This is a genomic window from Microbacterium songi (assembly GCF_042747925.1).
GTDB lineage: Bacteria > Actinomycetota > Actinomycetes > Actinomycetales > Microbacteriaceae > Microbacterium.
The window spans coordinates 724,133-743,305 of sequence record NZ_JBHZIE010000001.1; the positions used below are offsets into that span (position 1 = coordinate 724,133).

A 19,173-nucleotide genomic window follows, 5' to 3' on the forward strand; every position below is an offset into this window, starting at 1 on the left:
AAGCCACAGGAACGGTGCGTACGCTGTGCTGGTCGCGCGCATCCGCTCGCGCGGGGTGGAGAAGGAGCCGGCGTGATCATCGTCGACGTGATCCTCGTCGCAGTGCTGCTGGTCGCCCTGATCGTCGGTCTGCAGCGCGGTCTGGTCGCCAGCCTCGGCGTTCTCGCGGGCCTGGTCGCGGGGGCCTTCGCCGCGTTCTGGCTCGTGCCCGTGGTGAGCGGCATCTGGCCGTGGCCGCAATGGCGGACGGTGGCACTGATCGGGCTCGTCGTCGTGCTGCTGGTCGCGGGCGCATCGCTCGGGGGAGCGATCGGCTCGGCCGTGAGGCGCGGGGTCGACCGCATCAAGCTGCGCGGACTCGATCGCGTGCTCGGCGGAGCGATCAGCGTGGTGGCGACGGCCCTCGTGCTCCTGCTCGTGAGCTCGAGCGTCGCGGTGAGCGGCGCGCCGGTGCTGTCGGCCGCGCTCGCGTCCTCGCGCGTCCTCGATGTCATCGAGGATCTGACCCCCGATCCGGTCGACGCGACGCTGGCGCAGCTGCGCAGCGCCGTACTCGAGGAGGGCATCCCGCGCCTCGGTGGACTGTTCGAGGGCGAGGCGTCCCCGCAGGCCGAGCCCATCACGCTCGACGAGCCCGGACTGACGCAGGCCGCAGCATCCGTCGCCCGCGTCTCGGGCGTCGCCTACGCGTGCGGGCAGAGCCAGACCGGCACCGGGTTCGTCATCGCCCCCGACCGCGTCGTGACGAACGCCCACGTCCTCGCCGGCATCGAGACGCCGGTCGTGGAGCTGCCCGGCCGGGAGGCCCGCGAAGGGACCATCGTCCACTTCGACCCCGTGACCGATCTCGCGGTGATCGCGGTGCCCGACCTCGGAGTGCCCGCGCTGCCGCTTTCGGCCGAGCTCGAGATCGGCACCGCCGGCGCCGTCCAGGGGTACCCCTTCGGCGGCCCGTTCACCTCGATCAACGCCGAGGTCGTGGCGTCGGGGATCGTGCCGGTGCCCGACATCTACTCCGACAGCACCAATCCGCGAGACGTGTATTCGCTCGCTGCCGCCGTGCAGCCGGGCAACTCGGGGGGTCCGCTCCTCACGTCCGGCGGCCAGGTGGCAGGGGTGGTGTTCGCCCGCGGCGACACCGACGCGGGAAAGGGATATGCCATGACCAACGCCGAGCTCGCGCCGGTCGTGGCCGCGGCCACCGGCTGGACGTCCGCGGTCCCGACCGGCCGCTGCATCAGTTGATTCCCGCGTCCGGTCCGCGGTCCGCCGTCTTCGCCGTGTGCACTGCTCCCGCCGGGTTCGCCCCGCTATGCTGGCGGGGCAACTGAACATTCGGCCCATGACCCGGGCGGGAGAGCTCCGACACACGCTGTCGGGCACCGAAGGAGCAAGCCTCCCCGCCAATCTCTCAGGTATTCGTACCGCTCGGTTCCGGCCGCTCTGAAAAGCGATGACGAGCTCGTGCGCGAGCGCTGTCGTCCGCCCACGGTGAAAGGCGCGGCATCCGTTCTCGGGTGACGCGACGAAACTCTCAGGCCCATGACAGAGGGGGAGTTCACAGTCGTCGTCCGACGGCTGCCCGCACGAGACCGGGAGAACTCATGACGGAACCCCGCCACACCGCCTTGCGCGAGCGCCACGAGGCGCTCGGTGCCGCTTTCACCGACTTCGGCGGCTGGATGATGCCGGTGCGCTACACCTCCGACCTCGCGGAGCACCACGCCGTGCGCTCAGCCGCGGGCCTGTTCGACATCTCGCACATGGCCGAGTTCTCCGTGTCGGGGGACGGCGCCGGGGAGTACCTCGACCACGCGCTGGCCGGTCGGCTGTCGACGATGGCCGTCGGCAAGGCGAAGTATTCGCTGATCCTCGCCGAAGACGGCGGCGTCGTCGATGACGTCATCGTCTATCGACTCGAGGGCGAGCTGTTCCTGGTGATCGCCAATGCGGGGAACCGCCGCGCCGCGGGTGCCGCGCTGTCCTCGGCGGTCGACGGCCACTCCGTGGAGGTCGTCGATCGGAGCGACGACTACTCGCTCATCGCCGTGCAGGGTCCGGCTGGGCGTCAGGTGCTCGATGCCACACCGGGCGTGGGCGCGTTCGCACACCCGCTGGACGACCTCCCGTACTACGCCTCGGTGCAGGCGTCGTTCGACGGGACGCCGCTGCTCATCGCACGCACCGGGTACACGGGCGAGGACGGATACGAGCTGCTGATCCCGCACGCGCAGGCCGTCGCGCTGTGGGACGCCCTCCTCACCGCGGGTGCCCCGCTCGGCCTCGTGCCCGCGGGACTGGCCGCACGCGACACCCTGCGCCTCGAGGCGGGGATGCCGCTCTACGGCCACGAACTGTCGCGCGCCATCGTTCCCGCACAGGTCGGCCTCGGCCGCGCCGTGGCGCTCGACAAAGAGTCCTTCATCGGCAAGGAGGGCCTGATCGCGAGGTCCGCGGTCGATTCCCCCGTGCTCGTGGGCCTCGTCTCGGAGGGGCGCCGCGCGGGGCGTGCGGGCTACGGCGTGTACGACGGCGACACCCGCGTGGGAGAGATCACCAGCGGCGCCCTGAGCCCGACACTCGGGCATCCCATCGCCATGGCCCTCGTCGCTCCCTCGACGAGCGACCTCGGCACCCCCCTGACCATCGACGTGCGGGGCACCCGCATCCCCGCCACCGTTTCGACGCTGCCTTTCTACCGGAGGAAGAAATGACCGATCTCACCGCCCTGTCCTACACCGCCGAGCACGAGTGGATCGCCTTCGACGGCGACGTCGCGACCGTCGGCATCACCGACTACGCCGCCGACAAGCTCGGTGACGTCGTCTTCGTCGAACTGCCCGCGGTCGGGGCTGCGCTGACGGCCAACGCGGTCTGCGGCGAGATCGAGTCGACCAAATCCGTCGGCGAGCTCTACGCCCCCCTGGACGGCGAGGTCATCGAGATCAACGACGCAGTCGTCGACGACCCGTCGCTCGTGAACGCCGACGCGTTCGGCGACGGCTGGCTCCTCAGGATGCGCGTGGCCGACGGTGCCGCGGACGGACTGATGGACCGCGACGCCTACGCCGCTCTCACGGGCGGCGAGGCGTGACCGGCGCCTACGGCTCGGGCTCGAGCGAGTTCTCCCGTCGCCACATCGGGACGGATGCCGCCTCTCAGAGGCGCATGCTGGACACGCTCGGGTACGACACGGTCGACGCCCTGATGCACGCCGCGGTACCGGCATCCATCCACGTCCGGACGGTGACGTCTTCGCAGATCCCGCCCGCGGCCACCGAGGCGGAGGCGCTGGATGAACTGCGGGCACTCGCCGCGCAGAACCGCAGTGCGCGGCCGATGATCGGACTGGGCTACTACGACACGTTCACGCCGTCCGTCATCGCGCGCAACGTGCTGGAGAACCCGTCGTGGTACACCGCCTACACGCCGTATCAACCCGAGATCTCCCAGGGTCGCCTCGAGGCGCTCATCAACTTCCAGACGATGGTCACGGATCTGACCGGTCTCGCGACCGCGAACGCGTCGATGCTCGACGAGTCGACCGCGGTGGTCGAGGGGATGCTCGTCGCGCGACGTGCATCGAAGTCGACGTCGAACGTGTTCCTCGTCGACGCCGACGCGCTGCCCCAGACGCGTGCGCTGCTGGAGTCGCGAGCCGACGCGCTCGGCATCGAGCTGCGCGTGATCGACTTCGGCGCACCGGTCGTCGGCCTGGCGCAGCAAGACGGAACGCCCACCCTGCCCGAGGCCTTCGGCGCCTTCGTGCAGTACCCGGGGGCATCCGGCCGCGTCTGGGATCCCTCGGAGGTGATCGCCGCCGTTCAGGCTCAGGGCGGACGCGTGGTGGTCGCCGCCGACCTTCTGGCCCTCACGCTGCTGCGCTCGCCGGGATCACTCGGCGCCGACGTCGCCGTCGGCACGACGCAGCGCTTCGGCGTGCCGCTGGGCTTCGGCGGACCGCACGCGGGCTACATGGCCGTGCGCGGGGGCCTCGAGCGACAGCTGCCGGGCCGCCTCGTGGGCGTCTCGCAGGACGCGGCGGGCCATCCCGCGTACCGCCTCGCGCTGCAGACGCGCGAGCAGCACATCCGCCGTGAGAAGGCGACCTCGAACATCTGCACCGCGCAGGTGCTGCTCGCGGTCATGGCGGCGATGTACGCCGTCTACCACGGTCCCGACGGTCTGCGCGCGATCGCGACCGACGTCGCCAAAAAGGCTGAGGCGCTCGCCGGACGACTGCGGTCGTATGGACTCGACGTCGTCCACGACGCGTTCTTCGACACTCTGCGCGTGCACGTCCCCGGCGACGCGCGACGCGTCATCGAGCGTGCCCGCGAGCGCGGCTACCAGCTGTTCTGGGTCGACGATGCCACGGTGGGGCTCTCGGTCGACGAGACCACCACCGCCGCCGATCTGGCCGCGGTGGCCTGGTCGTTCGGCCTCCCCGAGTCCGAGATGCAGGGCGGCGGGTCGGCCGAGCGCGGCGTGCCGTGGGCGGACGCCGGTGCCCTGGCCGGCGTGCCGGTCGGACTCTTCCGCGCCGACGAGTACCTGACGCATCCGGTCTTCACCTCGCACCGGTCCGAGACCGCCATGATGCGTTACCTCAAGTCGCTGGCAGACCGCGACTACGCCCTCGACCGCGGAATGATCCCGCTCGGCTCGTGCACGATGAAGCTCAATGCGGCGACAGAGATGGCCGCCGTGTCGTGGCCGGAGTTCTCGCGCGTGCATCCGTTCGCCCCCGAGGACGACGTGCGCGGCTACCTCGCGATGATCGAGCAGCTGGAGTCGTGGCTGGCCGAGGTCACGGGCTACGACGCCGTCTCATTGCAGCCGAACGCCGGGTCGCAGGGCGAGCTGGCCGGACTGCTCGCGATCCGCGGATACCACGTGTCCCGCGGAGACGCCGGCCGCACCGTGTGCCTCATCCCTTCCTCCGCACACGGCACGAACGCGGCATCCGCAGTCCTCGCCGGCATGAAGGTCGTCGTCGTCGCATGCGACGAGGCCGGAAACGTCGACCTCGACGACCTGCACGCCAAGATCGCTCTGCACGCGGAGACCCTGGCTGCGCTGATGATCACCTACCCGTCCACGCACGGCGTGTACGAGCACGAGGTGCTCGCGATCACCGCGGCCGTGCACGACGCCGGGGGTCAGGTCTACGTCGACGGCGCGAACCTCAACGCGCTGCTCGGGTTCGCCCGCTTCGGCGACCTCGGGGGCGACGTCTCGCACCTCAACCTGCACAAGACGTTCGCGATCCCGCACGGCGGAGGCGGTCCCGGGGTCGGACCGGTCGCGGCCAAGTCCCATCTGGCACCGTTCCTGCCGGGGCATCCGTTCTCGCAGCGCGCCGATCACGCGGGCGGCTTCGTGTTCGAGGGCGGTGCGGTCTCGGCCGCCCCGAACGGGTCTGCGGGCATCCTCCCGATCTCGTGGGCCTACGTGCGCATGATGGGCGCGGCCGGGCTTCGGGATGCCACGGCCGCCGCCGTGCTCTCGGCGAACTACATCGCCTTCCGGTTGCGTGCGCACTTCCCGGTGCTGTACGCCGGCGAGGCCGGCCTGGTCGCGCATGAGTGCATCCTCGACCTGCGCCCCCTGCGCGAACAGACCGGTGTCACCGTCGACGACGTCGCGAAGCGTCTGATCGACTACGGATTCCACGCGCCGACAATGTCGTTCCCCGTCGCGGGCACGCTCATGGTCGAGCCGACGGAGTCGGAGGACCTGGGTGAGATCGAGCGCTTCATCGAGGCGATGATCGCGATCAAGGCCGAGGCCGACGCCGTGGCGGCGGGGGAGTGGCCCGCGAACGACAACCCCTTGGTGAACGCCCCGCACACCGCCGAGTCGGTCATCGTGGCCGAGTGGGCGCACCCGTACCCGCGTGACCTGGCGGCGTACCCGGTGCACACCCTCGTGCGCGGCAAGTACTGGCCGCCGGTGCGCCGCATCGACAACGCGTGGGGCGATCGCAACCTCGTATGCGCCTGCCCGCCGATCGAGGCGTTCGCCTGACCGCTGTCGCGTCACCGGCTTTCGCGAACGGTCACGACATGCCGCGCTGCCCCGATGGCGCGCGGCGTGTCGCGACCGTTCGCACGGCCCGGAGCCGATCGTGACGGCCGGCCTGCCCCGAGGGCGGGTCAGGGCGTCGCCGACACCGTGGGCGTCGGCGTGGCGGACGCGCCCGGCGTCGGCCCGAACACCCCGGGCACGAGCGCCACGGCGAGCGGATACCCCACGAACGCCACGACGTCGATGAGCGTGTGGGCGATCACGAGCGGCATCACACGGCCCCAGCGGCGGTAGCACCACCCGAACACGACGCCCATGACGAAGTTGCCGATCACCGGGCCGGGGCCCTGGTACGCGTGGTACGCCCCGCGGAGCGCCGCCGTCGACAGGATGATCGCCCACCAGCCCCACCCCAGCCGCCGCAAGCGGTCGAACAGATACCCGATGAAGATGACCTCCTCGGTGAGTCCTGCCCGCACCGCGGCCAGGAGCAGCAGGGGCACGGTCCACCACGACGGGTCGAGCGGGGCTGCCTCCACCTGCACGGTGATGCCCAGAGCACGGCCGGCGACGTACAACCCGAGCCCGGGGATCCCGATGACGGCAAGGAGCAGGATGCCGCGCCCCACGTCGCCGCCGAACCGTCGGAAGTCCAGCCCGATGCGGGCGAACGCGCTCCTCCCCGGCTCCCACAGCAGCCACACCGCCAGTGCGATGGGTGCGAAGGCGAAGAGCTGCGACAGCAGCTGATAGAGGACGTCCCAGAACTGCTCCGCATCGGCCGTGGGGTTGAGCGCCTGGGACTGACCGCCGAGGGACTCCTCCCGCCCGAGCGCCTGGATGAGCGACAGCACGGAGTAGAGGGCCGAGCGCCCCACCGAGAGCGCCAGCACGATCCCGATCTCCCACCAGAGTCGTGCGCGCCACCGTGACGACCGGGCACCCCCGAGGTCATCGGCTGTGCCCTCCGGCCAAGACGAGGGAGGGTTCAGCGGGGGCATCTTGTCAGATTGCCACATCGAACACCGATTGAGTTAAGGGTCTGTAACGTTTTCGCGCGAGGTTTTGACCATCGCTTGTCGTTTACCTAGGGTTTCCCTAACCGCGCCCCAGTATTGGTCTGCCTTGCTGTGGGCGCATCACCCTTGCACAGGAGGAAAAGTTGAAGCGCAACAAGATCGCCCTTTCGGGCGTCGCGCTGCTGGTGGTCGGAGGGCTCGCGCTCGCCGGTTGCTCCGGCGGCGGCAGCAGCACGCCGAGCGCGTCCGGCGGCGGCACCAGCACCGCCGTCATCAAGACGAACGGTTCCGAGCCCGAGAACCCGCTCATCCCGACCAACACGAACGAGGTCGGCGGCGGCAAGATCCTCGACTCGATCTTCGCCGGACTGGTCTACTACGACGCCAAGGGTGAGCCCGTCAACGACATGGCGGAGTCGATCACGGTCGACGACCCGCAGAACTTGACCATCAAGCTCAAGCAGGGTCAGAAGTTCACGGACGGCACCGAGGTGCAGGCCCACAACTTCATCGACGCCTGGAACTACGGCGCGCTGGCGTCCAACGCTCAGTTGAACAGCTACTTCTTCGAAGACATCGAGGGCTTCAGCTACGACGAGGACTCCGAGCTCACCGGCCTGAAGGAGGTGGACGACTACACGTTCACCATCGCGCTGAGCAAGCCCGCCTCCGACTTCGCACTCCGTCTCGGCTACTCGGCGTTCGTCCCGCTCCCGGACGCCGCGTTCGAAGACATGGAAGCATTCGGCGAGAACCCGATCGGAAACGGCCCGTACAAGCTCGCCAGCGACACGGCGTGGGAGCACGACGTGCAGATCTCGCTCGTGAAGAACGACGACTACACCGGCGGCCGCGCACCGCAGAACGCCGGCCTCGACATCGTCTTCTACGCGACGCAGGATGCCGCGTACGCCGACCTCCTCGGCGGCAACGTGGACGTCATCGACGGTGTTCCGCCGTCGGCGCTCGCCACCTTCGAGAGCGACCTGGGCGACCGCGCGGTCAACCAGCCGGCTGCCGTCTTCCAGTCCTTCACCATTCCTGCGCGCCTCGCGCACTTCTCGGGAGAAGAGGGTCAGCTGCGCCGTCAGGCCATCTCGATGGCGATCAACCGGGAAGAGATCACGCAGACGATCTTCCAGGGCACCCGCACCCCGGCCAGCGACTTCACCTCGCCGGTCATCGCGGGCTGGTCCGACTCGCTCGAAGGCGCAGGCGTCCTCGAGTACAACGAGGACGAGGCGAAGAAGCTGTGGGCCGAGGCCGACGCCATCTCGCCGTGGGACGGTACATTCCAGATCGCGTACAACTCCGACGGCGGACACCAGACGTGGGTCGACGCGGTGACCAACTCGATCAAGAACACGCTCGGCATCGAGGCATCCGGTGCTCCGTACGTCGACTTCGCGTCGCTCCGTACGGAGATCACGGGGCGCACGATCTCGACCGCGTTCCGCACCGGCTGGCAGGCGGACTACCCGGGTCTGTACAACTTCCTGGGCCCGCTGTACGCGACCAACGCCGGTTCCAACGACGGTGACTACTCCAACCCGGAGTTCGATGACCTGCTGACCAGCGGCATCTCGGCCACCGACGCGGAGACCGCCAACGCCGACTTCCAGAAGGCACAGGAGATCCTGCTCACGGACCTCCCGGCCACGCCGCTCTGGTACTCGAACGTCACCGGCGGCTACGCCGAGGGCGTGCAGAATGTCGAGTTCGGCTGGAACTCGGTTCCGCTGTACTTCCAGATCACCAAGTAACATCTGATCGAACCCGCGAGGCGGTGACGTCATGTCACCGCCTCGCGGTCTGTCCGCCCGGGCCTCGCAATCGCGTGCATAACGCGGCACGATGCTCTTACCGGATGCCTGCGACGACCCGAACGCGCTGGTCGCAGAGCATCCTTCAGCTGGAGGGAGTGAGGATGCTCGGTTACATCCTCAGACGTGTGGTTCAGGTGATACCCGTGTTCTTCGGGGCCACGCTTCTCATTTATTTCCTGGTCTTCGCCCTGCCCGGCGATCCGATTCTCGCCCTGTTCGGCGATCGCACGCCGAACCCGGCTCTCGTTGAGCAACTGCGCGAGCAGTACCACCTGAACGACCCGTTCCTGGTGCAGTACTTCTACTACATCGTGGGCATCTTCCAAGGCAATCTCGGCGTCACGTTCTCGGGTCAGTCGGTCAACGAGGTCCTCGCCCGCACCCTCCCGGTGACCGCACGACTCGCCATCATGGCCATCCTGATCGAGTTCACCCTCTCGATCATCATCGGCACGGTCTCCGCCCTGCGGAAGGGCAAGATCTTCGACAACACGATGCTCGTCATCGCCCTCATCTTCGTGGCGCTGCCGATCTTCGTGCTCAGCTTCCTGGCCCAGTACTTCCTGGCCATCCAGTTCGGCTGGTTCAAGCCGACGGTCGGCGCCCAGAACGACTGGGGCGACCTCCTGCTCCCTGCGCTCGTCCTGGGATTCAGCCTCTACGCCACGAGCATGCGCCTCATGCGCGGCTCGGTGATCGACACCCTGAACCAGGACTGGGTGCGCACCGCGTACAGCAAAGGACTGTCGCGCCGACGCGTCGTCCCCGTGCACGTGCTGCGCAACTCGCTCATCCCGGTGATCACGAACTCCGCCACCAACTTCGGCGTGCTCCTCGTCGGAGCGACCGTCACGGAGGGCATCTTCAACGTGCCGGGTGTCGGGAACACGCTGTTCCAGGCGACGCTCCGTCACGAGGGCCCGACGATCGTCTCCTTCGTGACCGTGTTCGTCATCATCTACGTGCTCGTCAACCTCGTCGTGGACCTGCTCTACGGCCTGCTCGATCCGAGGATCCGCTATGTCAAGTGATCGCACCCCGGCGGCGCACTACGTCGCCCCCGTCAAAGACCAGACGCTCGTCGTCGACGCGGTCCGCGTCGGCGAGAAGCCGAGCAGCATGTGGTCGGATGCCTGGCACGATCTGCGTCGTCGACCCACGTTCTGGATCAGCCTGATCGTCGTGGGCATCGTCCTCGTGATGGCCATCTTCCCGACGCTGTTCACCACGGTCCCGCCCAACGACGACTGCCAGCTCGCCAACAGCAACGGCGGACCGGCGGACGGGCATCCGCTCGGCTTCACGTTCCAGGGCTGCGACATCTGGTCGCGCATGGTCTGGGGTGCGCGCACCTCGCTCACCGTCGGCCTCATCGCCACCATCATCGGCACGACGATCGGCCTGATCATGGGGGCGTTCGCCGGGTTCTACGGAGGATGGCTCGATTCCCTGCTGTCGCGCATCGGCGACATCTTCTTCTCGATCCCCTACATCCTCGCCGCGATCGTCGTGATGAGCGTCTTCTCGACGAACCGCAACGTGTTCACCCTCGCCTTCGCCATCGGCGGGTTCGCGTGGGCCTCCACCGCCCGCGTGGTGCGTGCGGAAGTGCTCCGGGTGCGTCAGGCGGACTTCATCACGGCCTCCCGCGCGCTCGGTCAGTCGCGGTTCACCACGCTCGTCACCCACGTCGTGCCGAACGCCATCGCACCGCTCCTGGTCATCACGACCATCAGCCTCGCGGCGGCCATCGTCGCCGAGGCGACCCTGTCGTTCCTGGGTGTCGGTCTCGGCAGCGGCACGATGTCGTGGGGCAACGACATCAGCCAGGCGCAGCAGTCGCTGCGCGTGGCCCCCATGGCGCTGATCTACCCGTCGATCCTGCTGACGGTGACGGTGCTGGCGTTCATCCTGCTGGGCGAGCTGATCCGCGACGCCCTCGACCCGAGAGCGAGGGCCCGCCGATGAGCGAGACCGCCCGTCAGCCGTTGCTGAGCGTGAAGGACCTGCGTGTCGCCTTTGACTCGCAGTCCGGTGAGCGCGAGGTGCTCCACGGCATCAATTTCGACATCTTCCCCGGCGAGACCATCGCGATCGTGGGCGAGTCCGGCTCGGGCAAGTCCACGACGGCGTCGGCGATCGTGAACCTCCTGCCCGGGACCGGTCATGTCACCTCCGGCAGCATCACGCTCGCCGGCGCCGACCTGACCGAATACTCGCTGTCCGAGATGGAGGCCGTCCGCGGCCGCGACATCGGGTACGTGCCTCAGGACCCGATGTCGAACCTCAACCCGGTGTGGAGCATCGGCTTCCAGGTGAAGGAGGCGGTGCGTGCGAACGGTATCGCGTCCGGTCGCCGTGACATCGAGGCCCGCGCGATCGAGGTCCTGAAGCAGGCCGGCCTCGCAGACGCCGAGAAGCGCATGAACCAGTTCCCGCATCAGTTCTCCGGCGGCATGCGCCAGCGCGCCCTCATCGGCATCGGCCTCGCCGCCGATCCGCAGCTGCTGATCGCGGACGAGCCCACCTCGGCGCTCGACGTCACGGTGCAGCGCGTGATCCTGGACCACATGGCCAAGCTCACGCGGGAGAAGGGCACGTCTGTGCTCCTGATCACGCATGACCTGGGCCTCGCCGCAGAACGTGCCGAGCGCATCATCGTCATGAAGGACGGCGAGATCGTCGAGTCGGGGCCGAGCCGGACCATCCTCGAGAACCCGCTGCACCCGTACACGCAGCGGCTGGTCTCGGCTGCACCCAGCATCGCCTCGCAGCGCATCCAGGCCGTCGTCGAGGACCGCGGTGTGAAGGTGCTGGCGGATGTCGCGAACACCGCTCCGACGCTGCGCGTGAAGGAGCTCACGAAGGACTACAAGATCCGCATGGGTGGCTTCCGCAGCGAGCCGTTCCGCGCCGTGGATGCGGTCTCGTTCGAGATCCCGCGCGGCAAGACCCTCGCCCTCGTCGGCGAGTCGGGGTCGGGCAAGTCCACGGTGGCCAAGATGGTGCTCAAGCTGGAGGATCCCACCTCCGGTCTCATCGAGGTCGACGGCATCGATGTCGCCGGGCTGTCGCGCAAAGACACGTTCGACCTGCGACGACGCATGCAACCCGTGTTCCAGGATCCCTACGGCTCGCTCGACCCGATGCGCAACATCGGCAACACGATCTCCGAGCCGCTCGAGATCCACAAAGTCGGCGACACGGCGTCACGGCGCGAGCGGGTGCGCGAGCTTCTCGACCAGGTCTCGCTTCCGCAGGAGCTCGCGTCGCGCTACGCGAACGAGCTCTCCGGCGGTCAGCGTCAGCGCGTGGCCATCGCCCGTGCACTGGCGCTGAAGCCGGACATCGTCATCCTCGACGAGGCGGTCTCCGCGCTCGACGTGCTCGTGCAGGACCAGATCCTGCAGCTGCTCGCCGAACTGCAGTCCGAACTCGGTCTGACCTACCTGTTCATCACCCACGACCTCGCCGTCGTGCGTGTGACAGCCGACCTCGTCTGCGTCATGGAACGCGGCAAGGTCGTCGAGCAGGGGACCGTCGACGAGATCTTCGCGAACCCGTCCGAGGAGTACACGAGGCGCCTGCTGGACGCGATCCCCGGCGCATCGATTCCCCTGGGCGGGGGAGCGGGCCTCTGAGCGCGCCCCGCCCGAACCCGCCCGCTCCGGCGCGCCGGGTGTTCCGCGCCACGTCCGGCACGATCGCCCTGATCGTGTCGGGCGTGATCGCGGTGGTGCTGCTCGGCGACGCGCTCCTGCGGGCCGGCATCATCCAGATGCTGCTGCTGGCTCCCTGGGTGCTGCTCGTCCTCTGGTTCATCTATGTCGTGCTGTACGCCTCGCACATCTCGATGAGCAGGGACGATGTCATCGTCCAGAACTATCTGCGCCGCACGACACTCCCGTGGGGTCGGGTCGCCGATATCCGGATGCGCTGGCAGGTGGTGTTCGACCTCCTCGACGGATCCGAGATCAAGGCATACGGCGGGCCGGTGGCGGGCCGGCCGGGCCGCGTCGGTCCGACGGCGGGCGCACGACCCGGGGCAACGGTGCCCCCCGCTCTTCGAGAGCTGGGCATCATCCGTGACGAGTGGGACGGGGCGCGTGAGCGAAGCAGAGCGGATGCCGCGATCCGCCGTGAATGGGATGTCCCCGCGCTGCTGGCTTTGGGAATCATCGTGATCGGCGCGTTGAGCGCTGTGCTCAGCGCATAGGGCTTAGGGTCGCCTGACTGCGAACCTATGTGTCTGCTGATAGAACATTTTGCGAAGGAATGACGAAATGTTACGGTCGTGAAAAGACTCGTCAACGTCGACGGCCGCAACGGAGCGCCGGGGTTAGGGTCTATGGGTCGGACAGGTTCCGACATCCCCCCGAAGCCGACACCGCGCATGGTGGCGGTGGCCCCAGGAAAGAACGACGATGATGTGTCTGTCTGAACTACGCCGGACCGCGAGGCCGGCTCGATGACGATCTACGTCATCCGGCGGTTCCTGAACTACGCGATCCTCAGCCTGATCGCGACCTGCATGGCCTACATCCTGGCCAGCACCGTCCTGGATCCGGCTGCCCGGTTCTACGGGATGAATCCGCGACCGCCGCAGGCATCCATCGATGCCTCGCTCGATGCGATGGGCGTCAATCCCGACGTCCCGGTCATCGTGCGCATGTGGACCTGGCTGGTGAACCTCTTCACCCAGTTCTCGCTGGGCACCACGGTGGGTGGAGCCCAGGTCACGAACGAGATCCTCGCCCGGTCGGGGGCGAGCCTGCGCCTCCTCCTTCTCGGGTCGATCATCGGCGCGATCCTCGGCGTGCTGCTCGGAGTGTGGGGCGCCGTCCGGCAGTACCGCACGAGCGACCAGATCGTGACGTACGCGTCGTACGTCGTCTTCGCGACGCCGACGTTCGTCATCGGCGTGCTGCTCATGATCGTGGCCACGCAGTTCAACAATCTGGCCGGCACGCAGCTCATCCAGTTCACCGGCGAGTACACCGCGGGGATCTCGGGCAACTGGTGGGAGCTCGCGTGGGATCGCGCCATCCACCTGCTTCTCCCGACGCTCGCGCTCGTCCTGATCAGCGCCGCCTCCTACTCCCGGTACCAGCGCAGCGTCATGCTCGACGTGCTCGGCGCCGACTACATCCGCACCGCGCGATCAAAGGGCCTGCCGCGCACGCAGGCTCTCTACCGCCACGGCGTGCGGCTCGCCCTCATCCCGATGTCGACGTTCTTCGCCTACAGCTTCGGGACGCTCATCGCGGGATCCGCGATGCTCGAGATCGTCTTCAGCTGGCGGGGGATGGGGCAGTTCCAGATCGAGGCCATTCAGAAGAACGACATCAACGCCGTCGCGGGGAGCACGCTGTTCGTGGCCGTCCTCTACCTGATCGCCTCGACACTCTCCGAAGTGCTGTACGCCGCGCTCGACCCGAGGGTGAGGAACTGACATGTCGGTGATGCAGGAACAGGCGCTCGAAGCGCCCCTCGAGCCGGGCAACGACGTCACCGGCGCTCGGCGTCCGCTCTCGCGCAACGGTCTGGTGTGGCTGCGCCTGAAGCGGATGCCGCGCTTCTGGATCGGCATCACCGTCGTGGTCATGATCATCCTGTGGGCGTTCCTCGGTCCGTTCCTCTACGCGTACGGCGTGACCGATCGCGACCCGCTGAACATGGGCATGGGCCCCACCAACCTGCACTGGTTCGGAACGAACTCCATCGGTCAGGACATCTACGCCCAGACGCTCTCCGGCCTGCAGAAGTCCCTGGTCATCGGACTGGTCGCGGGCCCGGCGGCCACGATCATCGCCGCGATCGTCGGCTCGACGGCCGGCTACATCGGCGGGTGGGTCGATCGCGTCATCCAGTGGTTCATCCTGCTGCTTCTGGTGATCCCCGCGTTCTTTCTCTTCATCCTCCTCAGCCCGCTCATCAAGGGGCTGTCATGGGTGGTGCTGATGCTCTACATCGCCCTGTTCAGCTGGATGATCATGGCCCAGGTCGTGCGCAGCCAGACGCGATCCCTGCGCAATCGCGATTTCGTGCGCGCGGCGCGCTATATGGGCATGCCGACGCACAAGATCCTCGGGCGCCACATCATCCCGAACATGGCCTCCATCCTCATCATCGACGCCACCCTCGGCGTGGTCTCGGCGATCATGTCCGAGACGGCGCTGAGCTACTTCGGGTTCGGCGTCCAGAAGCCCGAAGTGTCGCTCGGAACCCTGCTCTCGGACGGCACCGCCGCGGCGGTGACCCGTCCCTGGCTGTTCGTGTTCCCCGCCATGGTGCTGATCGCGCTGCTGTTCGCCATCAGCCTCGTCGGCGACGCGCTGCGCGACGCCATCGACCCCACGTCTGGAAACAACCGTGACTGAACCGCGTCCCGTGACCCCGCCGCGCACCGGCACTCCTCTGCTGTCGGTCCGCGATCTCAGCGTCACCTTCCCGCAGCGCGACGGCGCACCCGTGCAGGCGGTCCGCGGCATCTCCTACGACGTGCATCCGGGCGAGTTCCTCGGCATCGTCGGCGAGTCCGGGTCGGGCAAGTCGGTGTCGTCCCTCGCGGTCATGGGCCTGCTTCCCTCGAGCGCGCGGGTGACGGGAGCGATCGAGTTCGAAGGACAGTCGCTCCTCGGTCTCGACGACGCGCGACTGTCGCGCATCCGCGGCAAGGGCCTGGCCATGGTGTTCCAGGACCCGCTGTCCGCCCTGACGCCGGTCTACACGGTGGGTGACCAGATCAGCGAGGCTCTGCGCCTGCACGACGGCAGACTCTCGACCCAGGCGGCCGCGTCCCGCGCGGTCGAGCTGCTCAAGGTCGTCGGCATCCCCGACGCCGAGCGCCGCGCCCGGGCGTTCCCGCACGAGTACTCCGGCGGCATGCGTCAGCGCGCCATGATCGCCATGGCGATCGCGAACGACCCGAAGGTCATCCTCGCCGACGAACCCACGACCGCGCTCGACGTGACCATCCAGGCGCAGATCCTGGAGGTGCTCGAGAAGGCGAAGGACATCACGGGCGCCGCCGTCGTCCTGATCACCCACGACCTCGGGGTCGTGGCCGGCCACGCCGATCGCGTCGGCGTGATGTACGCCGGGAAGCTGGTCGAACTCGGCACGACCGACGAGGTGTTCTCCGCTCCGCACATGCCGTACTCGATCGGGCTGCTGCGATCGGTGCCCAACATGATGACGGCAGGAACGCAGCGCCTCGTCCCTCTCGACGGGCGTCCGCCGTCGCTGGCGAACCTGCCTCAGGGTTGCCCGTTCGCTGCCCGCTGCCCGATCGCGATCGACGCGTGCCACGACATCGAGCCGATGCTGGCCGTGCACGATCCGGCGACGCCTCTGCACGTCTCGGCGTGCATCCGGGCGGACGAGATCGCATCGGGTGAGCTCAAGCGTCCGGAGATCTTCCCGCGCCCCGCACCCCTGCCCGAGGAGGAGCGCGCCGAGACCGGTGGTGCCCCGGTCGTCGAGGTCACCGACCTCACGCGACACTTCCCGCTCATGAAGGGCTCGGTCTTCCCCCGACGCATCGGCACCGTCCGCGCCGTGGACGGCGTCTCGTTCACGCTGCGCCCCGGCCGCACCTTGGGCCTGGTCGGTGAATCGGGCTGCGGCAAGACCACGACGATCCTCGAGATCATGGAGATGGCGGCCCCCCAGTCGGGAACGATCCACATCGAGGGCACGGATGTCGGGACCGCGACGAAGCGCGAGATCAACGCACTCCGCCCGGACGTGCAGATCGTCTTCCAGGACCCGATGGGTGCGATCGATCCGCGCCTTCCGGTCGGCGAGGTCATCACGGAGCCGCTCTGGGTTCAGGGAGCGCCGAAGGCCGAGCGCGATGCGAAGGTGACGGAGCTGCTCGAACTCGTCGGGCTCGACCCGGCGATGGCGGATCGGTACCCGCACGAGTTCTCCGGCGGCCAACGGCAGCGACTCGGCATCGCGCGTGCGCTGTCGACCAACCCCGCCGTCCTCATCCTCGACGAGCCCGTGTCGGCGTTGGACGTCTCCATCCAGGCTGGCGTCATCAACCTGCTGGAAGACCTCAAGGACCGCCTGGGGCTGTCGTATCTCTTTGTCGCGCACGACCTCGCCGTCGTCCGTCAGATCGCCGACGATGTCGCCGTGATGTACCTCGGCCGAATCGTCGAGCAGGGTCCGATCGCGGAGATCTTCAACAATCCGAGGCATCCGTACACCAAGGCGCTCATCTCGGCGGCGCCCATCCCCGACCCCGCCATCGAGCGCCAGCGCACCCGCATTCTCCTGAACGGGGATCTGCCGAGCCCCACGCAGGAGATCGAGGGATGCCGTTTCCGCACGCGGTGCCCGCTGTACCTCCTCCTCGACGAGACCGCTCAGGCCCGGTGCCGCGAGTCCGATCCCGAACTCGCCCCGCACGGCCGCGCGCAGGTCGCCTGCCACCACGTGGATCGCTCCGCGCTGGTGGAGGAGGCGGCACTCGCCGAAGCGTCATAGACCCCCGGTGGTGGCACCAAGCCGCCGAGGCCCCACAAGGAATACGAGAGGAACGATCACATGATGAGGACACGGAGTGTGAAAACACTCGGCGCTCTGGCCATGCTCGGCGCAGCCGCGCTGCTGGTCTCGGGCTGCGCAGCCGGTAACACGGCCGCACCCAGCTCCAGCGCGAGTGCTGCCGCCGACCTGCCGACCGTCGACTGGGATTCGGCCACCGCCGATGAGGTTCAGGACGGCGGCACGCTGACGCTCGCCGTCGGCGCCCTGCCGGTCAACTACAACAACCTCGAGATCGACGGCAACGACGTCGACACGAACACGATCCTGGCGGCCACCCAGGGCGGCCCGATCAAGATCACCACCGACGGCGAGCCCGTTCTCAACGAGAACTACGCGTCTTCGGTCGAGCTCGTCAGCGAAGACCCCCAGGTCGTCGAGATGAAGCTCAACCCCGACGCCGTGTGGGAAGACGGAACGCCCATCACCGTCGCGGACTGGCAGGCCACCTGGCAGGCGAACAACGGCACGAACGAGGCCTTCCTTCCCGTCTCGACGACCGGCTGGGATCAGATCTCGTCGATCGAGCAGGGCACGGACGCGTATGACGTGAAGATCACGTTCAGCGCGAAGTACGCCGACTGGCAGGGTCTTCTCGGACTCGTCCTCCCGGCCTCCGTGGCCTCCGACCCGACGGCGTTCAACGAGGGCTACACCGCTCAGGCGATGCCCTCGATGGGCCCGTACGTCATCTCCGACATCGACCAGACCGGTCAGGTCGTCACGCTGACGCCGAACGAGAAGTGGTGGGGTGAGACGCCGAAGCTCGACACCATCCTGTTCAAGGTCGTCAGCCAGGACCAGCAGGGTTCGTCGTTCGCCAACAAGGAGATCGACGCGCTCGAGATCTCGGCCAACGCCGACCTCTACGCGACGGCCAAGTCCCGCGAGGACGCCGAGCTTCAGGCCACCAACGGTCTGACGTGGACGCACGTGACGATGAACGCCAAGGAGGGCCCGCTCTCGGACGTCAACGTCCGCAAGGCGGTCGCCTCGATCGTCAACCGCGAGCAGATCGCCGCTGCGGCGAACACGCCCGTGGGTGTGCCGGCCGTCACGCAGGGTGACTACATCTTCATGAACGGGCAGGAAGGCTACGACGACAAGGCGCTTCCGCTCGACCCGTCGGCCGCGGAGGGCTTCCTCGGCGACGCCGGTTACACGAAGGACGGCGACGCGTGGACGAAGGATGGCACGGAGCTCAAGCTCACCATCACGGTTCCCGCTGACACCGCCACCAACATCCAGCGTGCCGAGCAGGTTCAGGCCGACCTCGGCGAGTTCGGGATCCCGGTGGAGCTGACGACGGTTCCCGCCGCGCAGTACTTCAGCGACTACGTGATTCCCGGCAACTTCGAGATGGTGTCGTTCTCCTGGCAGGGCACGGCCTTCCCGATCTCCTCCACGGAGTCGCTGTTCTACCCGCTCGATTCCGGTCAGAACTTCACCGGCACGACGGACGACGCGCTCGGCGACCTGTGGACGCAGGCCAACGAGGAGCTCGACCCGGCGAAGCGCATCACGATCGCCAACGAGATCAACGAGAAGATCTGGTCCTACATGCCGATGTTCCCGATCGCTCCGCTGCCCGAGGTCTGGGCCGTTAAGCAGGGACTCGTCAACTACGGCGCCACGATGTTCGGCGTCTCCGCCACGGTCGACTGGACCGTCGTCGGCTGGAAGAAGTAGCACGGACCGACCTTCGGGCCGGTGGGGACGGGGCGGGATTCTTCGGAATC

At 68.0% G+C, this 19,173-nt stretch carries 14 protein-coding genes and 1 riboswitch; of the genes, 13 read left to right on the top strand and 1 reads right to left on the bottom strand.

What is annotated here, in order from left to right; all coding sequences use genetic code 11:
- The first annotated feature begins 72 nt into the window (after positions 1 to 72).
- From ACFM35_RS03725 to gcvP, 4 genes are all read left to right on the top strand, one after another.
- Complete coding sequence (locus ACFM35_RS03725; RefSeq protein ID WP_378838467.1) at positions 73 to 1,245, top strand: MarP family serine protease; 1,173 nt, start codon at positions 73 to 75, stop codon at positions 1,243 to 1,245.
- A 97-nt stretch (positions 1,246 to 1,342) separates the two neighbouring features.
- A riboswitch (glycine riboswitch) is annotated at positions 1,343 to 1,437 on the top strand.
- Positions 1,438 to 1,604: 167 nt separating this feature from the next.
- Positions 1,605 to 2,714, top strand: a complete 1,110-nt coding sequence (gene gcvT, locus ACFM35_RS03730) for a glycine cleavage system aminomethyltransferase GcvT (RefSeq protein WP_378838470.1) — start codon at positions 1,605 to 1,607, stop codon at positions 2,712 to 2,714.
- Positions 2,711 to 3,094, top strand: a complete 384-nt coding sequence (gene gcvH, locus ACFM35_RS03735) for a glycine cleavage system protein GcvH (RefSeq protein WP_378838472.1) — start codon at positions 2,711 to 2,713, stop codon at positions 3,092 to 3,094. The genes gcvT and gcvH overlap by 4 nt, the downstream gene beginning before the upstream one ends.
- Positions 3,095 to 3,168: 74 nt before the next feature.
- A complete protein-coding gene (gene gcvP, locus ACFM35_RS03740; RefSeq protein ID WP_378838667.1) occupies positions 3,169 to 6,030 on the top strand; it encodes an aminomethyl-transferring glycine dehydrogenase in 2,862 nt (953 codons plus the stop codon).
- Positions 6,031 to 6,158: 128 nt separating this feature from the next.
- Here gcvP and ACFM35_RS03745 read toward each other — a convergent pair whose 3' ends face one another.
- Positions 6,159 to 7,031 carry a CPBP family intramembrane glutamic endopeptidase gene (locus ACFM35_RS03745; RefSeq protein WP_378838477.1) on the bottom strand — a complete coding sequence of 291 codons (873 nt, stop codon included), beginning with the start codon at positions 7,029 to 7,031 and terminating at the stop codon, positions 6,159 to 6,161.
- A gap of 161 nt (positions 7,032 to 7,192) precedes the next feature.
- Between ACFM35_RS03745 and ACFM35_RS03750 the strand changes: the two genes are divergently transcribed.
- The 9 genes from ACFM35_RS03750 (at position 7,193) to ACFM35_RS03790 (ending at position 19,123) form a co-directional block, all read left to right on the top strand.
- Positions 7,193 to 8,812, top strand: coding sequence for a peptide ABC transporter substrate-binding protein (locus ACFM35_RS03750; RefSeq protein WP_378838479.1), 1,620 nt, complete (start codon positions 7,193 to 7,195; stop codon positions 8,810 to 8,812).
- Positions 8,813 to 8,976: 164 nt separating this feature from the next.
- Entirely contained in the window at positions 8,977 to 9,906 is a 930-nt protein-coding gene (locus tag ACFM35_RS03755) for an ABC transporter permease (protein WP_378838669.1), read from the top strand.
- Positions 9,896 to 10,843, top strand: coding sequence for an ABC transporter permease (locus tag ACFM35_RS03760; protein ID WP_378838482.1), 948 nt, complete (start codon positions 9,896 to 9,898; stop codon positions 10,841 to 10,843). Before ACFM35_RS03755 ends, ACFM35_RS03760 begins: the two co-directional genes overlap by 11 nt.
- A complete protein-coding gene (locus ACFM35_RS03765; RefSeq protein WP_378838484.1) occupies positions 10,840 to 12,516 on the top strand; it encodes a dipeptide ABC transporter ATP-binding protein in 1,677 nt (558 codons plus the stop codon). The genes ACFM35_RS03760 and ACFM35_RS03765 overlap by 4 nt, the downstream gene beginning before the upstream one ends.
- A gap of 38 nt (positions 12,517 to 12,554) precedes the next feature.
- Complete coding sequence (locus ACFM35_RS03770) at positions 12,555 to 13,091, top strand: PH domain-containing protein (protein ID WP_378838487.1); 537 nt, start codon at positions 12,555 to 12,557, stop codon at positions 13,089 to 13,091.
- A 252-nt stretch (positions 13,092 to 13,343) separates the two neighbouring features.
- Positions 13,344 to 14,327, top strand: coding sequence for an ABC transporter permease (locus tag ACFM35_RS03775; RefSeq protein WP_378838489.1), 984 nt, complete (start codon positions 13,344 to 13,346; stop codon positions 14,325 to 14,327).
- Between the two features lies 1 nt (position 14,328).
- Positions 14,329 to 15,255: an ABC transporter permease gene (locus tag ACFM35_RS03780; RefSeq protein ID WP_378838492.1), complete on the top strand. Its 927-nt coding sequence runs from the start codon at positions 14,329 to 14,331 to the stop codon at positions 15,253 to 15,255.
- The gene (locus ACFM35_RS03785; RefSeq protein WP_378838494.1) at positions 15,248 to 17,374 is read left to right on the top strand and encodes an ABC transporter ATP-binding protein; all 2,127 of its coding nucleotides are present in this window, start codon (positions 15,248 to 15,250) and stop codon (positions 17,372 to 17,374) included. The genes ACFM35_RS03780 and ACFM35_RS03785 overlap by 8 nt, the downstream gene beginning before the upstream one ends.
- Positions 17,375 to 17,452: 78 nt before the next feature.
- Positions 17,453 to 19,123, top strand: a complete 1,671-nt coding sequence (locus ACFM35_RS03790; protein ID WP_378838497.1) for an ABC transporter family substrate-binding protein — start codon at positions 17,453 to 17,455, stop codon at positions 19,121 to 19,123.
- Positions 19,124 to 19,173: the final 50 nt, after the last annotated feature.

Bases quoted from the DNA above. Each gene is read 5' to 3' on its own strand.
- gcvT (WP_378838470.1), top strand. From the start codon at position 1,605: ATGACGGAACCCCGCCACACCGCCTTGCGCGAGCGCCACGAGGCGCTC.
- gcvH (WP_378838472.1), top strand. From the start codon at position 2,711: ATGACCGATCTCACCGCCCTGTCCTACACCGCCGAGCACGAGTGGATC.
- gcvP (WP_378838667.1), top strand. From the start codon at position 3,169: ATGCTGGACACGCTCGGGTACGACACGGTCGACGCCCTGATGCACGCC.
- ACFM35_RS03745 (WP_378838477.1), bottom strand. From the start codon at position 7,031: ATGCCCCCGCTGAACCCTCCCTCGTCTTGGCCGGAGGGCACAGCCGAT.
- ACFM35_RS03755 (WP_378838669.1), top strand. From the start codon at position 8,977: ATGCTCGGTTACATCCTCAGACGTGTGGTTCAGGTGATACCCGTGTTC.
- ACFM35_RS03760 (WP_378838482.1), top strand. From the start codon at position 9,896: ATGTCAAGTGATCGCACCCCGGCGGCGCACTACGTCGCCCCCGTCAAA.
- ACFM35_RS03765 (WP_378838484.1), top strand. From the start codon at position 10,840: ATGAGCGAGACCGCCCGTCAGCCGTTGCTGAGCGTGAAGGACCTGCGT.
- ACFM35_RS03775 (WP_378838489.1), top strand. From the start codon at position 13,344: ATGACGATCTACGTCATCCGGCGGTTCCTGAACTACGCGATCCTCAGC.
- ACFM35_RS03780 (WP_378838492.1), top strand. From the start codon at position 14,329: ATGTCGGTGATGCAGGAACAGGCGCTCGAAGCGCCCCTCGAGCCGGGC.